The following is a 15,743-nucleotide window of genomic DNA, read 5'->3' on the forward strand; positions in this document are numbered from 1 at the left end:
GAAGGACGGTCGTATGAACATCGCGATCCTGCTGTACGAGGGCTTCACCGCACTCGACGCCACCGGCCCGTTCGACGTCTTCTCGCGGCTCCCCGGCGGCCAGGTCACGTTCGTGTCGAGCGCGGGCGGGCTGGTCAGGGCCGACGCGAGCGCGCTGGAGATCGGCACCCGGCCGTTGAGCGCCGCGCCGCGCCCGGACGTCGTCGTCGTCCCCGGCGGTACGTTCACGAACCGTCACCTCGGCGACGAGCAACTGCTCGGCTGGCTGCGCACCGCGCATGCGTCGGCGACCTGGACGACCTCGGTCTGCACCGGCGCGCTGCTGCTCGGCGCCGCCGGCCTGCTCGACGGGCGCCGCGCGACGACGCACTGGTACGAGCTGGAGAGCCTGCGCGTCTTCGGCGCCGAACCGGTCTCCGAGCGCGTCGTGCGCGACGGCGACGTCGTCACCGCCGCCGGCGTCTCGGCCGGCATCGACATGGCGCTGTGGGTGCTGGAGCAGATCGCCGGCGCCGAGCACTCGCGCGCCGTCCACCTCGTGATGGAGTACGACCCCGATCCGCCGCAGCCGACCGGCTCGGTCGGCAGAGCGCCACCCGAGCTGGTGACGGCGATGCACGAGGAGATGCGCCGCTCCTACGGACCGACCTGGGCCGAGCTGAGCGCGAAGGCGGAGGCGTGATGTCGTCCGCACCGCGGGCCCTGCACAACTTCGTCGACGGCGCCTCCGTGCCCCCGCGCGACGGTCAGACCGAGGAGATCGTCAACCCGGCGACCGGCGAGACGATCGCGATCGCGCCGCTGTCCGGCGCCGCCGACGTCGACGCCGCCGTCGCCGCCGCGCGCGCCGCGTTCGGCGGCTGGGCGGCGACGCCGCCCGGCGAGCGCGCGCTCGCGCTGCTGCGGATCGCCGACGCGATCGAGGCGCGCGGCGAGGAGCTGGCGCGGCTGGAATCGGCAGACGCCGGCAAGCCGTTCGCCGCGGTGCGCGACGACGAGATCCCCTTCCTCGTCGACAACCTGCGCTTCTTCGCCGGTGCGGGCCGCTGCCTGGAGGGCAAGTCGGCCGGCGAGTACGCCGCCGGCTACACGTCGATCATCCGGCGTGAGCCGATCGGCGTCGTCGGTCAGATCGCGCCGTGGAACTACCCGCTGATGATGGCCGTCTGGAAGATCGGGCCGGCGCTCGCGGCCGGCAACACGATCGTCCTGAAGCCGGCCGAGACGACGCCGGTGACGACCGTCGCGCTGGCGCAGCTCGCGGCGGAGTTCCTGCCGAAGGGCGTGCTCAACGTCGTCGTCGGCCACGGCCAGGCGGTCGGCGAGGCGATCGCGACGCACCCGGACGTCGACATGGTCTCGCTGACCGGCTCGGTCGCGACCGGCAAGCGCGTCGCCGCGGCCTGCGCCGGCACGCTCAAGCGCGTCCACCTCGAGCTGGGCGGCAAGTCGCCCGTGATCGTCTTCGACGACGCCGACGTCGAGGCGGCGATCCCGACGATCGCCTTCTCCGCCTTCTACAACGCCGGGCAGGACTGCACGGCGGCGACGCGCGTGCTCGCGTCGAAGGCGAGCTACGACGCGCTCGTCAACGGGCTGGCCGAGCAAGCCGCCGCGCTGCGGGTCGGCGACACGCTGGCGCCGGAGACGACGCTCGGGCCGCTCAACTCGCTGCGCCAGCGCACGCGCGTCGAGGGGCTGCTGGAGCGGCGGCCGGACCACGCCGAGCTGGTCGTCGGCGGGGTGCGGCCGGAGCTGCCGGGCGCGTTCCTGGAGGCGGCGGTCGTCGCCGGTCCGCGCCAGCAGGACGAGCTGATCCAGCAGGAGATCTTCGGCCCCGTCGTGACGGTGCAGCAGTTCGCCGACGAGGACGAGGCCGTCGCGTGGGCCAACGGCACCGCGTACGGGCTGACGTCGTCGGTCTGGACGCGCGACGTCGGCCGCGCGCTGCGCGTCTCGCGTGCGCTGCGCGCCGGCTGCGTGTGGCTCAACGACCACGCGCCGATGGCGAGCGAGATGCCGCACGGCGGGCGCATGCAGTCCGGCTACGGCAGCGACATGTCGTCGTACGCGGTCGAGGAGTACACGCAGATCAAGCACGTGATGGCGAGCCTCAGATGACGACCTCGCACGCCGTCGCCGTCGACGCCGGGCAGGCGCAGGAGATCGCGGAGCGGCTCTACGGGCTGCGCGCGACGGCCTCCCCGCTGCCCGGCGAGCAGGACCTCAACTTCCGCCTGCGCACCGACGACGGCACCTCCTACATCCTCAAGCTCCACCACCCGAGCGCCGACGCGCAGGAGCTGGACCTGCAGGACCAGGCGCTGCTGCATGTCGCGGCGGCACCCGGCGCGCCGCCGGCGCCGCGCGTGCTGAGCACCGCCGACGGCCGCACCTCCGCGACGGTCGCGGCGAGCGACGGCGAGCGCGTCGCACGGCTGCTGTCGTGGGTGCCGGGACGGCCGTGGGCCGACGTCGCGCGGGACCGCGAGGCGCGCTGGGACGACGTCGGCCGGCACGTGGCCGACGTCGACCGCGCGCTGCGCGACTTCCGGCACCCGGCGATGGACCGCGAGCTGCTGTGGAACCTCACGTCGGCGCCGGTGGTGGCGCAGTTCGCCGCGCTCGTGGACGCGGAGAAGCGGCCGGCGGTCGAGCGCGTCTTCGAACGCTACGAGCGGTTCGTCGCCCCGCGCCTGGACGCGCTCCCGCACCAGGTCGTCCACAACGACGCCAACGAGCTGAACATCCTCGTCGACGACGGCGGCGCGGTCAGCGGGCTGATCGACTTCGGCGACGTCGTCTGGAGCGCGCGTGTCTGCGGCCTCGCGGTCGCGGGCGCGTACGCGATGCAGGGCCACCGCGACGCCGTCGCGACCGTCGTCCCGCTCGTGCGCGGCTACGACCGGGTCACGCCGCTGGGCGTCGGCGAGCTGGAGGTGCTGTTCGACCTCATGCGCACGCGCATGGCGATGTCGATCTGCATGTCGGCGTGGCAGCACAGCCGCGATCCCTCCAACGACTACCTGCTCGTCAGTCAGCAGGGCATGTGGGGCGCGCTGCGGCGGCTGACCGACTACGACGCCGAGCTGGCGCACTTCCGCTTCCGCGACGCGTGCGGCTACGAGCCCAACCCGGCCGCGCGCCGGATCCGCCAGCACGTCGAGTCGGGCGCCGCGAGACTGCGCCCGCTCGTGCGGGCCGGCGTCGAGTCCGCCGTCCTGGCGCCGCCCGACCAGCTCGGCTCCGTTCCCGGCGCCGCGCTCGCGATCGGCCGCTACGGCGACCAGCGCGACCACGAGGGCAGCGTCGGCTCGCAGCTCGGCGTCGAGCTGTTCCTCGCCGTCGGCGAGCCCGTCTTCGCGCCGCTCGACGGCGTCGTCGCCGAGTCGGCCGTCGACGCGCTCCCGCTCAGCGTCGGCGGGATCGTGCTGCTGGAGCACCGCACCGCGGACGGGACGCCGTTCTGGACGCGCTACCGCCAGCTCGACCGCGCCTCGGCGGCGCGCTGGGCGGCCGGCGACGCCGTGCGCGCCGGTGAGCGGCTCGGCGCCGTCGGCTCGACCGAGGAGAACGGCGGCCGGCCGCCGCATGTGCACGTCCAGCTGCTGACCGGCCTCGGCGGCGAGGGCATCACCGTCCCCGCCGTCGCGCCGCCGGACGAGCTGGACCTGTGGCGTAGCGTCAGCCCCGACCCGAACCTGCTGCTCGGCCGCCGCGGCGGCGTCAGCGCGCGCGTCGCGCGGCCGCGGGCGGAGCTGCTGCGCCGCCGCGGGTCCAACCTCAGCCGCGCGCTCAGCCTCGCCTACGACGAGCCGCTGCAGCTCGTGCACGGCAAGGGCGCGCACCTCTACGACCAGCACGGCAGAGCGTGGCTCGACCTCGTCAACAACGTCTGCCACGTCGGCCACTGCCACCCGCGCGTCGTCGCCGCCGGCCAGCGGCAGATGGCACAGCTCAACACCAACACGCGCTACCTGCACGACACGGTCGTCGACTACGCGCTGCGGCTCGCGGCGACGCTGCCGGATCCGCTGCGGGTGCTGTTCTTCGTCAACTCCGGCTCGGAGGCGAACGACCTCGCGCTGCGGTTGGCGCAGGCGCACACCGGCCGGCGCGACGTGCTCGTGCTCGACCACGCCTACCACGGCCACCTCGGCTCGCAGATCGCGCTCAGCCCGTACAAGTTCGACGGGCGGGGCGGAGAGGGCCGAGCGCCGCACACGCACGTCTGCGAGCTGCCCGACCCCTACCGCGGGCGGCTGCGCGACAAGGCCGCGACCGGCGCCGCGTACGCGCGCGACGTCGAGGCGAGGGTCGCCGAGCTGGCCGCGGCCGGCACGGGTCCGGCGGCCTTCTTCGCCGAGTCGCTGCAGAGCTGCGGGGGCCAGATCGTCTACCCGGACGGCTACCTGCGCGCGGCGTTCGACGCGGTGCGCGCGGCCGGCGGCGTGTGCGTCGCCGACGAGGTGCAGGTCGGCTTCGGCCGCGTCGGCCGCACGTTCTGGGGCTTCGAGCTGCACGGCGTGGTGCCGGATGTCGTGACGATGGGCAAGCCGATGGGGAACGGCCATCCGATCGCCGCGGTCGCGACCACGCCCGAGGTCGCCGCCTCGTTCGCCAACGGCATGGAGTACTTCAACACCTACGGCGGCAACCCCGTCTCGGCCGAGATCGGCCTGGCGGTCCTCGACGTGCTGCGCGACGAGCGCCTGCAGGCGCGCGCCGGCGACGTCGGCGGGCGGCTGCTGAGCGGCCTGCGCGAGCTGGCCGCGCGCCACCCGCTCGTCGGCGACGTGCGCGGCGAGGGGCTGTTCCTCGGCGTCGAGCTGGTCGCCGACCGCGACGCGCGCACGCCGGCGACGGCACAGGCGCGCGCGGTGAAGGAGGCGGTCAAGGCGCACGGCGTGCTGCTCTCGACCGACGGCCCTGACGACAACGTGCTGAAGATCAAGCCGCCGCTGGCGATCGGGCACGACGACTGCGACTTCTTCCTCGAAGCGCTCGACGCGGCGCTCGCCGTCGTCGCAGCGACGCACTGGAGCGACAGATGAGCGACCAGACCCTGCTCGACCGGCTGCGCGACGAGGGCTTCGAACGGCTCGTCGTCTGCAACGACTCGGCCGTCGGGCTGCAGGCGATCATCGCGATCCACTCGACGCGGCTCGGCCCCGCCAACGGCGGCGTGCGGATGCAGCCGTACCCGACCTTCGACGCCGCGGTCGACGACGCGATGCGGTTGGCGCGCGCGATGACGTACAAGTGGTCGGCCGCGGGTGAGAACCGCGGCGGCGGCAAGAGCGTCATCGTGGGCGACCCGCGCACGGACAAGAGCGAGGCGCTGCTGCGGCGCTTCGGGCAGTTCGTCGACGAGCTGCGCGGCGCCTACTACGTCGGCGAGGACGTCGGCATCACGCTGGCGGACATGGAGGTGATTCACCTCGAGACCGACTACGTCGCGACGCTGCCCGAGGAGGCCGGCGGGGTCGGCGACATCGCGCCCGCGACCGCGCGCGGCGCGATCCAGGCGCTGCGTGCGTGCGCGCAGCGCCGCTGGGGCTCCGACGAGCTGGCCGGGCGCACGGTCGCGCTGCAGGGACTCGGCGCCTGCGGCTCGGTCGCGCTCTCGATGCTGGTCGAGGCCGGCGCGCACGTGACCGTCTGCGACGTCGACCGCGCGAAGGTCGCGGCGGCGGTGGAGCGGCACGGCGTGCGAGCGGTCGAGCCGCACGAGATCTACGCGCAAGACGTCGAGGTCTTCGCGCCGTTCGCGCTGGGCGGCGTGATCGACGACGCCTCGCTCGCGGTGCTGCGCGCGCAGGTCGTCGCCGGGTCGGCCAACAACGTGCTGGCGGAGGACCGCCACGGCGACGAGCTGGAGCGGCGCGGCGCCGTCTACGCGCCCGACTTCATCGCCAACGCCGGCGGCGCGATCTACGACGCCGACCAGTTCCGCAAGGGCGGCTTCAACGCCGCGCGCGTCGCGCGCAACGTCGACCGCATCTACGACCGCGTGCTTGCGGTGTTCGCCCGCGCCGACACGGCCGGGATCCCCTACTACGCGGCGGCGCGCGAGCTTGCCGAGGCACGCCTCGACAGCCTCGCGGCGGTCCGCCGGTCGTGCCCGTGAGCGCCCCGGCGAGCAGCGGCGGCGAGGCGGCGAGCCAGCCCGCGCCACCGCCCGCGAGCAGCGGCGGGGAGGCGCTGGTCCAGGCGCTGGAGCAGCTCGGCGTCACGTGCGCGTTCGGGCTCCCGGGCGTCCACAACCTGCCGGCGTGGGCGGCACTGGCGCGGTCGCCGATCCGGCTCGTCGGCGTCCGCCACGAGCAGACCGCCGCCTACGCGGCAGACGGCTACGCTCGCGCGAGCGGCCGGCTCGGCGTCGCGCTGACGACGACCGGCCCCGGCGCCGCGAACGCGCTCGGCGCGACGGGGGAGGCGTGGGCGTCGCATTCGCCGGTGCTGGTGATCGCGACCGACATCCCGACGACGCTGCGGCGCGCCGGCGCGTATCGCGGCGTGCTGCACGAGACGCGCGACCAGGCGGCGATGTTCGAGCCGGTCGTCAAGCGCACGTACGTCTGCCACGCGGCCGACCACATCGCCCCACTCGTGCAGGCGGCCGCCGCGCACGCGCTGCACGCGCCGAGCGGCCCCGTCTACGTGCAGATCCCGACCGACCTGCTGAGCGCGCCGGTCGGGCGCGCGCTCGCACCGCCGGCTCCGGCGCCGCCGCGGGCGCCGGCCGACCCCGCCGCGCTGCGGCGCGCGGTCGAGCTGCTGGACGACGCCGAGCGGGTGCTGATCTGGGCGGGCGGCGGCGCCGTCGCCGCGGGCGCCGGGTCGGCGCTCGCGCTGCTGGCCGAGCGGCTCGCGGCGCCGGTGATCGAGACGTACGGCGGCCGCGCGCTGCTGGGCGGCCACCCGTGCGCGGTCGGGCTGCCGCCGCACCTCCCGCACGCGGGCGAGCTGTGGGACCGCGCCGACGTCGTGCTCGCGGTCGGCAGCGACTTCGACGGGATGACGACGCAGAACTGGCTCCAGCCGCAGCCGCGCTGCCTGATCGCAGTCAACGTCGACCCGGTCGGCGCCGCCGAGAACTACCCGCCGGACGTCGCGCTGATCGGCGACGCGCGCACGACCTGCGAGGCGCTCGCCGCCGCGGTCTCCGCCGCGCCGCCGGCCGCGGTCGACGCGCTCGCGGCCGATCTCGCGAGCCGCCGCGCGGCCGCCGACGCGTTCGTCGCCGCGGACGAGCCGCAGGCGGCCGAGCTGCTGGGGACGCTCGCGGCGGTGCTGGACGAGGACGACGTCGTCGTCGCGGACATGTGCATCCCCGGCTACTGGACCGCCGCGCTGCACCGCTTCGCGCAGCCGCGCAAGCTCGCCTACCCGGTCGGCTGGGGGACGCTCGGGTTCGCCTTCCCCGCCAGCATCGGGACGGCGCTCGCGGGTGCCGGCCGCGCGCTGTGCGTCTGCGGCGACGGCGGCTTCCTGTTCGCCGCGGGCGAGCTGGCGACGCTCGCGCAGGAGCGGATCCCGCTGACGCTGCTGATCGTCGACGACGGCGCCTACGGGATGCTGCGCTACGACCAGCGCCACGCCGGCCAGGAGGTCTTCGGCGTCGAGCTGGAGAGCCCCGACTTCGTCGCCTGGGCGCGCGCGTGCGGGATCGCCGCGACCGCCGTCGACGGCGTCGGCGCGCCGCTCGCCGACGCGCTGCGCAGCGCGCTGGCCGATCCGTCGCCGACCGTCGTCGTCGCCCGCGCGAGCCTCGACCCGCCGCCGACGACGTCGCCGCGCTGGTACCGCCGCGCCGCGGTGCCGCCGCCCACCGCCTGACGTCCGCCGCCCGTCCGATCACTCACGACCGTCCACACCGCCCACCATCGCCACCACGGAGCCGACCATGTCACCTTCCGCCACCCAGACCCTCGAGGTCGCCAGCATCGTCGCCGGCCGCGCGGTCGACGGCGCCGCCGGCGGGACGCTCGCGACCCGCAACCCGGCCGACCTGACGCAGGTCGTCGCGAACGTGCGGCTCGCCGACAGCGCCGCGTTCGTGGCAGCGGCGCGCGCCGCGCACGACGCGCAGCCCGCGTGGGCTGCGGTGCCGGCACCCGTGCGCGGCGCGGTCGTGCAGCAGATCGGCCGTCTGGTCGAGGCGAGCAAGGAGTCGCTGGCGCGGCTGATCACGACCGAGATCGGCAAGCCGTACGCCGAGGCGCTCGGCGAGGTGCAGGAGGTCGTCGACACCTGCAACTTCTTCATCTCCGAGGGACGCCGGCTCTACGGCCAGACCGTCCCGTCGGAGATGCCCGACAAGCAGCTGTTCACGTTCCGCAAGCCGGTCGGCACGTGCGCGATCGTCACCGCCGGCAACTTCCCGGCGGCGGTGCCGTCGTGGTACATCGTGCCGGCGCTGCTGTGCGGCAACACGGTCGTGTGGAAGCCGGCCGAGTACGCGGCCGGCGTCAGCCGTGCCTTCTACGAGCTGTTCGCGCGCGGCGGGCTGCCGGACGGCACGCTCAACCTCGTGCTCGCCGACGGCCCCGCGACGTTCGCCGGGCTGGAGCAGTCGCTGGAGCTGGGGCTCGTCGACAAGGTCGGCTTCACGGGCTCCTCCGAGGTCGGCGTCCAGATCGGCGAGCTGTGCGGGCGCAACCTGCAGACGCCGTGCCTGGAGCTGGGCGGCAAGAACCCGCTCGTCGTGATGGGCGACGCCGACCTGGAGCTGGCGGTCGAGGGCGCGCTGTTCTCCGGCTTCGGCACGGCCGGACAGCGCTGCACGTCGCTCGGCGTCGCGATCGTCCACGACTCGGTCTACGACGAGTTCCTGGAGCGCTTCGACGCAGCCGCGCGCGCCGCGGTCGCCGGCGACCCGGCGGGCGACGTGCTGTTCGGGCCGCTGATGAACGAGCGCTTCGCGGAGCGCTTCGAGCAGTGGCTCGGGCTGATCCAGCCGCACCACCGCGTGCTCGGCTCCAGCGGCACCGGCCGCATCACGGCCGCGAACCCGCGCGCGGGCTTCAGCGGCGGCGACCCCGAGCGGGGCGTCTTCTACCACCCGACGATCGTCGCCGACGTGACCACCGACGACGAGCTGTACCGGCGCGAGACGTTCGGCCCGATCGTCGCCGTCGCGCGCTTCTCGACCTTCGACGAGGCGATCGCGCTCGCGAACGGCCACGGCTACGGGCTGTCGTCGGCGATCTACACGCGCGACGCGACGGCGGCGCTGCGCTTCCGCGAGCGCGTCAGCGCGGGCATGGTGTCGGTCAACAACTCGACGAGCGGCGCCGAGGCGCACCTGCCGTTCGGCGGCAACGGCAAGTCCGGCAACGGCTCGCGCCAGTCCGGCGTCTGGGTGCTCGACCAGTTCACGCGCTGGCAGTCGGTCAACTGGGACTTCTCCGGCAAGCTTCAGAAGGCGCAGATGGACGTCGTCGAGATCACCGCCGACGAGGGCTTCCGGCTGGACGGGTGGGACGGACGCTGAGCGCGGTCGGGAGCGCCGGCGGTTCCTGCGTGGTATGACTCGCCGCTGCGATGCCCCGGAAGCTGACGATAGATCGGGCTGAGGCGAAGCCGCTCGCGCTCGCGCTCCTGCTGGCGGCGATGGCGGTCACGGGAGTCGCGTCGTTGACCGCGGTGCTGATGCTGTCGCCCGCGCTGCTGCTGTTCGCGCTGCTGCTGGCGGGACGTACGCCGGGCGAGGAGCTGATCCTGCGCTGGCGGGCACGTGCGCGCCGGCCGCGCGACCGCCGCGCCGCGACGATGCCGGTGCGGCGCTACGTCGCCCGGTTCGTGCGCGGCACCGATCGCATGAGCGCCTCAGCGCTGGCGATGCGCCCGCCGCCGGCGCCCGCCGTCGGCATCGGCTAGGGCGCGCGGCGCGGTCCACGGAAGTGGCCGGGCGGCTGCCCGGCTTCGATCGTCGACGTCCCACGTGCGGGCGCCCTGCGCCCGCACGTGCGTCCTGACCATCGTCTCGCGCTCCGTCGCGGAGCGCCAGGAGCTTCCATGACCGACCGTTCCCCTGCGCGCCCGGAGGGCCGGCGCGCCGTACCGTCCGCGCCGCCGGCGTGGCTGATCTTCGCCGTCACGTCGCTCGCCTCGATCGCGATCGTCGTGCTCGTCGCGATCGGCGGATAGCGATGCGGCCGATCCTGTGGCGTCTGCACTACCTCGGCGGGATCCTCGCCGCGCCGATCCTGCTGTCGCTCGTCGTGACGGGGATCCTGTTCGCCTGGAGCCCGCAGCTCGACGCGCTGCGCTTCGGCGACATCACCGGCCGCAGCGCAGGCCCCGCCGTGCCGCTGTCCGAGCAGGTCGTCGCGGCGCAGGCCGCGCACCCCGACTGGAGGGTGCACTCGGTCGTCCCGGGCCATGACGTGGCCGCCGGACCGGACCTGACGACCGCGGTGATCCTCGACCCGCCGGGCGGTGCCGACGGCCATGGGACGCCGGAGGACGGCGTCGCGGTCTTCGTCGACGAGACGACCGGCAGAGCGACGGGCGAGGTGGCGCTCGCCGACACGTCCGAGGCGGTCCTGCGCAGCATGCACTCGAGCTGGACCCTGGGCGCCGACGCCGAGCCGCTGACGGAGCTGGCGGCGAGCTGGTTCCTCGTCGCCCTCGCGACCGGCGTGTTCCTGTGGTGGCCGGGCTTGCGCCGCCGCGGCTCCGCGGCGTTCGCGTTCCGGCGCGGGATCGGCGGCCGCCGGCACGCGAAGGACTGGCACAGCTTCCTCGCGCTGGCGCTGCTGCTGCCGATGGTCTTCCTTGCGATCACCGGACTCACCTGGACCGACGGCGCGGGCGAGCGCTACGACGACGCGAAGGCCGCCCTCTCGCCGCCGCCGCCGGGCGGCGTCGACGCGGCGCTGCCCGCCCCGTCGAGCGGTGCGGCGGACCCCGCAGCGATCGATCGCGTCGCGGCGGTCGCGAGCGGCGCCGGGCTCCGCACGCCCGTCCGCTTCAGCGTCCCGCAGGACGACAGGACCGCATGGACGGTCCGCAGCGAGGACGCGACCTTCCCGGTCGAGCGCGACCAGCTCGCGGTCGACGGCGCGAGCGGCAGGGTCGTCGAGCGCTTCGACTACTCCGACGAGAACTGGCTCAACAAGCTCTCGACCGGCGGGATGCTCTTCCACCAGGCGCAGCTGTTCGGGCTCGGTACGCAGATCTTCATGACGGTGCTGGCGCTGGGGATCGGCGCGATCATCGCGTTCGGCTACCGGATGTGGTGGATGCGGCGCCCGGCCGGCGGCTGGGGCGCGCCGCCGCCGCAGCGCGACTGGGTTCGCAGCGCGCCGATCGGCCTGCTCGCGCTGGTGGTCGTGCTCGCGTGGGCGCTGCCGACGCTGGCGGTCGCGCTCGCGGTCTGGCTCGTGCTGGAGCGCGCAGCGCTCTGGTGGCGCGTCGGCGCCGAGGCGCAGCGGGCGCGCAAGCAGGGCCGCGCGCCCGTCCACGGCGTCGGCAGCTCCGGCTGGGAGGCGTGCAAGGCGGCCGTCGTGGCGGCGCTCGGGATCGCGATGATCGCCGGGCCGCACGTCGGCGACGGCGATCCCGCGCTGGGTGCTCTGGGCCGCCTCGTCGCGTGGGCCTGGAGCGTGCCGCTCGGGATCGCCTTCCTGGCGGCGGGCCTGCTCGGCCTGTACGCGACGTTCGCAGTCGGCGGTCGCGCGCAGGATGCGCGCAGAGAGGTGATCTCGTGAAGTGGTTTGCGAAGCTCCTGCTGGCGGCCATGGTCGCGGCGTGCGCCGTCGCGCTCGCCGGATGTGCGGGCGGCACGACGTATGACGAGAGCGGCAGACCGCCCGCCGACACGGGCGCCGCGGCAGGACACGCCGGCCACGGCGGGGGAGGCGCCGGCTCCGAGCACGCCGGCCACGGCGGCGCCGCGGCCGGCGACGGTCCAGGCGCGACGGGCGAGATGGCGGTGCTCGCCAGAACCGAGACGAGCGACCTTGCGGTCGAGCTGCACGCGATGGCGCCGGAGCTGTTCTACGTCTCCGAGGGCGAAGGCCTGCGCCCGCAGCGTCCGAGCAGGGGTGACGACGTGCACCTGATGGTCACGCTCGCCGATCGCGAGTCGGGCGTGCGCCTGCCCGACGCGACGGTCACCGCGCGCGTCGTCGCGCAGGGCGGTGCGACCGTCTTCGAGGGTCCGCTGTACCCGATGGTCGGCCGCGGGATGGGCCTTCACTACGGCGAGAACGTCCCGCTCGGGAGACCCGGCAGATACGACGTCACGCTCGTGATCGGGCCCCCGCGAATCGGGCGCCACAGAGCTGTCCGAGACGCATGGGACGAGACGACCCGCGTCGAGCGGTCGTTCGCGTTCGACGGCACGACGGTGCGCGCGGAATGAGCGGCGAGTCCTCCGGACAGCCGGTGACGCGTCGCCGCCTGCTCGTCACGGGCGGCGGGATCGCGCTCGCGGCGCTGGCCGCGGGCCGGCTCGCCGGTGGCGCGGGCGACGGCGATGGCGATCGGGTGCAGGCCGTGCGGCCGGCACCGCCCGGCCGTCCGGACCGCCAGCACGTCTGGGACGCCGTCCTGCGCACCGACGCGGCCGGCAACCGCCTCGCGCCGCGCCACCACCGGCTCGTCCACCTCTCCCTCACCGGCCCGCCGACGGTCGCCGCGGCGGCGGTGCTGGAGGACGCGCTGCGGGCGCTGGAGGAGCGGTACCCGCTGGGGCCCGCGGGCCTGCTCGTCGCGGTCGGCTGGTCGGCGGCGTGGTTCGCCGCGGTCGGCCGGCCGAGCCCGGTCCCGGCACCGACGGCGATCACCGCCGACGAGGCGCCCGCGCTCGATGCGCACGCCGCCTGCGTCCACCTCGCCTCCGACCGCGAGGAGGCGGTCGCGTCCGCTGAGCGCCGGCTGCGCGGCGCGCTGCGCCCGCCGCTCGCGGTCGCCGACGTGCGCGCCGGGGCCGTCGGCGCCGGATTCGCCCGCAGGATCGGCCGGGGAGCGAACGGCGTCCCGCCCGGCCAGCCGCCGCGCGACAGCCCGCTGCTGATGGGGTTCGCGTCCGGCCGCCGTCGCAACCAGGCCGGCGAAGACGACGTGACCGTCGCCGACGGCCCGTGGGCGGGGGCGACGACGATGCACGTGAGCGTGCTGTCGCTGGCGCTCGCGACATGGTTCGGCAGCCTCGACGACGACCAGCGCGCCGCGCGGATGTTCGCGCCCGGGATCGACGCGCGACGCGCCCGCGCGACGACCGCCGGCCTGGAGCTTCCCGGCGACCTCGCACGGACCGCACGCCGGCACGGGCTCGTCGGCCACGCGCAGGCCGCCGCGACGGCCCGCGTCGGCGGCCGTCCGCGGATCCTGCGCCGCGACTTCAACGGACGCGACAGCGACCAGCCGCTCGTGCACTTCGTCTCGCTCCAGCGCACTGTCGAGGACTTCGCCGCCACGCGCCGGGCGATGGCCGCCACCGCGGCCGTCGACGCCGATCGGCGGGTGGGCGCCCATGTCAACAACGGGATCAACGAATGGATCACCACACGCAGTCGCGCGAACTACCTCGTCCCGGTCCGCAGCCGTCGCAGTTGCCCCGGGCTCGCCGGCTGGGACGCCTGATCGCGCTCACGGTCGCGCTGGTCGCCGCATTCGCCAGCGACGCGGCCGCGCACGGCGGGACGGTGATCGCGTCGGGCGAGAACGATGCCTACACGGTGACCGTCCAGGCGGCCGACACGCGCACGCCCGGCGGCGCCCCGGCGGTCGATCTCACGGCCTATCCGATCCGTCGCGCCAACGGCGCGCCCGAGACCGGCGCCACCGTCACGTTCCGCATCGACGGCGGTCCCGAGCAGACAGGCAAGCTCGTCTCCGGCGCCTACGACGTGATCGTCCCCGTCGAGCGGGCGGGCGAGTGGCGCGGCTGGGCGGTGACCGTGAGGGTGACCGGCCCGGCAGGTGCTCTTACGGTGCGGCGTGCTGCCGGGGCCGGGGCGGAGGCCAGCCCGGACGCGCCCGGATGGGTCGTCCCGACGATCGTCGGCAGCGCACTCGGCGCGCTCGCGCTCGTCGCCATCCGCCGACGCGGCGCACGTTCGCGGTCGAGGGCGTCGAACGGCAGTGGCGGGTAGAGGACGGGTGCTCGCCGGTTCGGCCCGCTAGGCGGCCCAGCGGAAGCCGGTGGCGTCGGGGCGCGGCGGCAGTGGGCTGGCCGGCAGCTCGTCGGCCGGGTCGTCTTCGTTGTAGGCGCTCGGCGCCACGTCGTTGGGGGTGTCGGGGTGGAACAGCGCGGCCAGCAGCTCGATCTGTCCGCGGCCGACGCCGAGCTCGCCCATGCCGCCGCCGTACATCGGCCGCCGCTCTCGCGCGCAGCGCGCGTAGACCTCCAGCAGCGCGCGCAGGCTGCCGATCCGTGACGGCTTGACGTTCACGACGCGCCCGGGCAACGGCGTCGCGCCGATGTCCTGCGCGCTGTGGATCGGCGCGTCGTAGGAGACGCGCTCGACGTGGTCGCGCAGCCGCGGCGCGATCTCGGGCAGGTCGTGGGGATCCTCCAGGTACGCGTCCGGGAACGCCGCGAGCACGCGGTCGTACAGCGCCCCCAACGCTGCCGGATCCTCGACCTCGATGCCGTACTGGCCCTTGAAGTCGATCGTGTCGACCGCGCCCGTCGCGGCGACCTCGTCGACGAGCGCGGGCGTCCACGTCGTCTCCGCGTCGAGCTTGAAGCGCACGCCCGGCGAGCGGGCGAGCCGCCGGCGTACGGGCTCGATCGAGGGCTCTTTGCCCAAGCCCAGCGAGTTGACGAAGCGCACCGGCCGCGGTTCCACGCCGAGCGCGTCGTGCAGGGAACGACCGGCCTGGCGCAGCGCGAGGTCGAGCGCCGCCGACTCGAACGCCCAGTTGCGATAGAGCCGCGCTGCCTCCCACTCCGGCGGCTCGGGCCACAGATCGAGCGTCGCGAGGTGATCGCAGAAGCCGGCGAGCGTCCACTCGCCCGCGAGCGGCAGCATGGGCCGCGTCTCGTGCAGCGAGGTGCCGTCCTCGACATGGATCGAGATGTCCTCGCCGAGCCCGTCGGCGCCGGCGCCGACGAGCCGCACGTGCGTCGTCACCCGCTCGAACTCGTCGGTGAGCACAGCGCTGAGCCGGTCGTACTCGCACGACTCGACGACGAGCGGCAGGTCCGTCAGCCGCGGCCAGAGCGATTCCGTGTGCACCATCGCCTCGCAGCCTAGCCCGGCCGACCAGCCTCGGTCAGACGCCTGACCTCCTCAGGTGAGGTGCGCGCGCAGCGCGCGCGCGACGTCGCCGGCCGCAGCGAGCTGCTCGGCGCTGAGCGCGTCGACGAAGACGGCGCGGATCTCGCGCAGATGGGGCACGGTCGAGCGGTCGAAGGCGTCTGCGCCGGTGGGGGTGAGGACGATCTCGGCACCGCGGTTGTCGGTCGGGCACTCCTCGCGCCGGATCAGCTCGCGCCGTTCCATCCGCCCGACGTGGTGGGAGAGGCGGCTGCGGTCCCAGCCGATGCGGGTGGCGAGCTCGGAGGAGCGCATCCGCTGCGCGTCGGCCTCGCTGAGCGCGAGCAGGACGACGTAGTCGCCGGTCGAGAGGCCGGACTCCTGCTGCAGGCTCGCCGCGATCCGCGCTCGGATCAGCTCGGCGGTCTCGATGTACTCCCGCCAGATCCGCAGTTCGTCTGCGGTCGGCATGCGGCGCGTGCGCCGCTGCGGTTGTCTGCTTGCGGTCATCTCGTCCATTTG

At 74.9% G+C, this 15,743-nt stretch carries 14 protein-coding genes; 12 read left to right on the top strand and 2 right to left on the bottom strand.

What is annotated here, in order from left to right; translation table 11 throughout:
• The first annotated feature begins 13 nt into the window (after positions 1-13).
• From CWOE_RS11190 to CWOE_RS11240, 12 genes are all read left to right on the top strand, one after another.
• The gene (locus CWOE_RS11190) at positions 14-682 is read left to right on the top strand and encodes a DJ-1/PfpI family protein (RefSeq protein ID WP_012933720.1); all 669 of its coding nucleotides are present in this window, start codon (positions 14-16) and stop codon (positions 680-682) included.
• Positions 682-2,121 carry an aminobutyraldehyde dehydrogenase gene (locus CWOE_RS11195; protein WP_012933721.1) on the top strand — a complete coding sequence of 480 codons (1,440 nt, stop codon included), beginning with the start codon at positions 682-684 and terminating at the stop codon, positions 2,119-2,121. Before CWOE_RS11190 ends, CWOE_RS11195 begins: the two co-directional genes overlap by 1 nt.
• Positions 2,118-5,054, top strand: coding sequence for an aminotransferase class III-fold pyridoxal phosphate-dependent enzyme (locus CWOE_RS11200; RefSeq protein ID WP_012933722.1), 2,937 nt, complete (start codon positions 2,118-2,120; stop codon positions 5,052-5,054). The genes CWOE_RS11195 and CWOE_RS11200 overlap by 4 nt, the downstream gene beginning before the upstream one ends.
• The gene (locus tag CWOE_RS11205) at positions 5,051-6,130 is read left to right on the top strand and encodes a Glu/Leu/Phe/Val family dehydrogenase (RefSeq protein ID WP_012933723.1); all 1,080 of its coding nucleotides are present in this window, start codon (positions 5,051-5,053) and stop codon (positions 6,128-6,130) included. Before CWOE_RS11200 ends, CWOE_RS11205 begins: the two co-directional genes overlap by 4 nt.
• Positions 6,127-7,842 carry a thiamine pyrophosphate-binding protein gene (locus tag CWOE_RS11210; RefSeq protein ID WP_012933724.1) on the top strand — a complete coding sequence of 572 codons (1,716 nt, stop codon included), beginning with the start codon at positions 6,127-6,129 and terminating at the stop codon, positions 7,840-7,842. Before CWOE_RS11205 ends, CWOE_RS11210 begins: the two co-directional genes overlap by 4 nt.
• Positions 7,843-7,909: 67 nt before the next feature.
• Positions 7,910-9,499, top strand: a complete 1,590-nt coding sequence (locus CWOE_RS11215; protein WP_012933725.1) for an aldehyde dehydrogenase family protein — start codon at positions 7,910-7,912, stop codon at positions 9,497-9,499.
• Positions 9,500-9,549: 50 nt separating this feature from the next.
• Positions 9,550-9,885 (top strand): hypothetical protein, encoded by a 336-nt coding sequence (locus CWOE_RS11220; RefSeq protein ID WP_012933726.1) that lies wholly within the window; start codon positions 9,550-9,552, stop codon positions 9,883-9,885.
• Between the two features lie 138 nt (positions 9,886-10,023).
• Positions 10,024-10,155 (top strand): hypothetical protein, encoded by a 132-nt coding sequence (locus CWOE_RS34330; RefSeq protein WP_012933727.1) that lies wholly within the window; start codon positions 10,024-10,026, stop codon positions 10,153-10,155.
• Positions 10,156-10,157: 2 nt separating this feature from the next.
• Positions 10,158-11,720, top strand: a complete 1,563-nt coding sequence (locus CWOE_RS11225; RefSeq protein ID WP_012933728.1) for a PepSY-associated TM helix domain-containing protein — start codon at positions 10,158-10,160, stop codon at positions 11,718-11,720.
• Complete coding sequence (locus CWOE_RS11230) at positions 11,717-12,376, top strand: iron transporter (RefSeq protein ID WP_012933729.1); 660 nt, start codon at positions 11,717-11,719, stop codon at positions 12,374-12,376. The genes CWOE_RS11225 and CWOE_RS11230 overlap by 4 nt, the downstream gene beginning before the upstream one ends.
• On the top strand, positions 12,373-13,599 hold the full coding sequence (locus tag CWOE_RS11235) for a DUF7405 family protein (RefSeq protein ID WP_012933730.1): 1,227 nt from the start codon (positions 12,373-12,375) through the stop codon (positions 13,597-13,599). Before CWOE_RS11230 ends, CWOE_RS11235 begins: the two co-directional genes overlap by 4 nt.
• Positions 13,569-14,111: a hypothetical protein gene (locus CWOE_RS11240; protein ID WP_012933731.1), complete on the top strand. Its 543-nt coding sequence runs from the start codon at positions 13,569-13,571 to the stop codon at positions 14,109-14,111. Before CWOE_RS11235 ends, CWOE_RS11240 begins: the two co-directional genes overlap by 31 nt.
• A 27-nt stretch (positions 14,112-14,138) precedes the next feature.
• On the opposite strand, the gene CWOE_RS11245 is transcribed toward CWOE_RS11240, so the two are convergent.
• The gene (locus tag CWOE_RS11245; RefSeq protein WP_012933732.1) at positions 14,139-15,203 is read right to left on the bottom strand and encodes an enolase-like domain-containing protein; all 1,065 of its coding nucleotides are present in this window, start codon (positions 15,201-15,203) and stop codon (positions 14,139-14,141) included.
• A gap of 51 nt (positions 15,204-15,254) precedes the next feature.
• On the bottom strand, positions 15,255-15,692 hold the full coding sequence (locus CWOE_RS11250; RefSeq protein WP_201447202.1) for a MarR family winged helix-turn-helix transcriptional regulator: 438 nt from the start codon (positions 15,690-15,692) through the stop codon (positions 15,255-15,257).
• Between the last annotated feature and the right edge of the window lie 51 nt (positions 15,693-15,743).

The organism is Conexibacter woesei DSM 14684 (genome assembly GCF_000025265.1).
In the GTDB taxonomy this organism is placed as follows: Bacteria; Actinomycetota; Thermoleophilia; order Solirubrobacterales; family Solirubrobacteraceae; genus Conexibacter; species Conexibacter woesei.